The following is a 752-nucleotide window of genomic DNA, read 5'->3' on the forward strand; positions in this document are numbered from 1 at the left end:
AGCAGCTCTTCTTGTTGTTCTTTGGGAAGGCCTGCCAGTGATTCCGGGGTAAACAGCCTGTCTATCTCCTTGCTCATGTATTTCGAACAAGTCGCATCAGGCCGTTTATAAACCAATACATTTTCTGTTTTATTCGTGTTTTCAGTCTTGTCTCTGGTTTCCACTATATAGTGGACAATGATCTCTTCACCGGGCTGCGCCTTTGGAATAAACACCATATGCAACCCACTATAGCGATCCTTCATGACACTGCATGCCTTTTCAGGCTCGGTGCACATAGCAATGATCGTTTCATCGGGGGTCATACCGGGTAAAAAGAACCACTGATTACGTTCCCACGCCAGGGAGGTTTGAGCATAATGATGATTTCTGGCTAAGGGTATAGGATCACTGGCTGACAAGGTTCCCGGTAGCACAGCTTCCAGACCATACTCACCACGCCCCAATTCTATGGACATCAGGCCACCTTCGGGAGTCGCAGCAATATTATATACGTAAAGACGGGTCATCCGTGGATCATGGTCGACAGTCTGAAAAACTTTTTTGTAACTGACGCATGGTGCAGGAAGCTGCTCGTAGTTTGTCCTGCTGTCCAGTGTTGTTATGACAGGCGCCTGTTGCGCAGGAAGCTGCTCGTAGTTTGTCCTGCTATCCAGAGTTGTTATGACAGGTTGTGGCAACTGAGCCTGCATACTTTCCTCCGGCTCATCCTGGCAATAGCCGGCAACAGGCTGCTTTAAAACATCCAGGAT

At 48.3% G+C, this 752-nt stretch carries 1 protein-coding gene; it reads right to left on the minus strand.

What is annotated here, in order from left to right:
- Positions 1-752, minus strand: a 752-nt coding sequence (locus tag E1189_RS22425) for a hypothetical protein (protein ID WP_196220889.1), incomplete at both ends; no start/stop codon positions are given.

Origin of the sequence: Parendozoicomonas verongulae (genome assembly GCF_009711465.1) — a bacterium.
GTDB classification, from domain to species: domain Bacteria; phylum Pseudomonadota; class Gammaproteobacteria; order Pseudomonadales; family Endozoicomonadaceae; genus Sansalvadorimonas; species Sansalvadorimonas verongulae.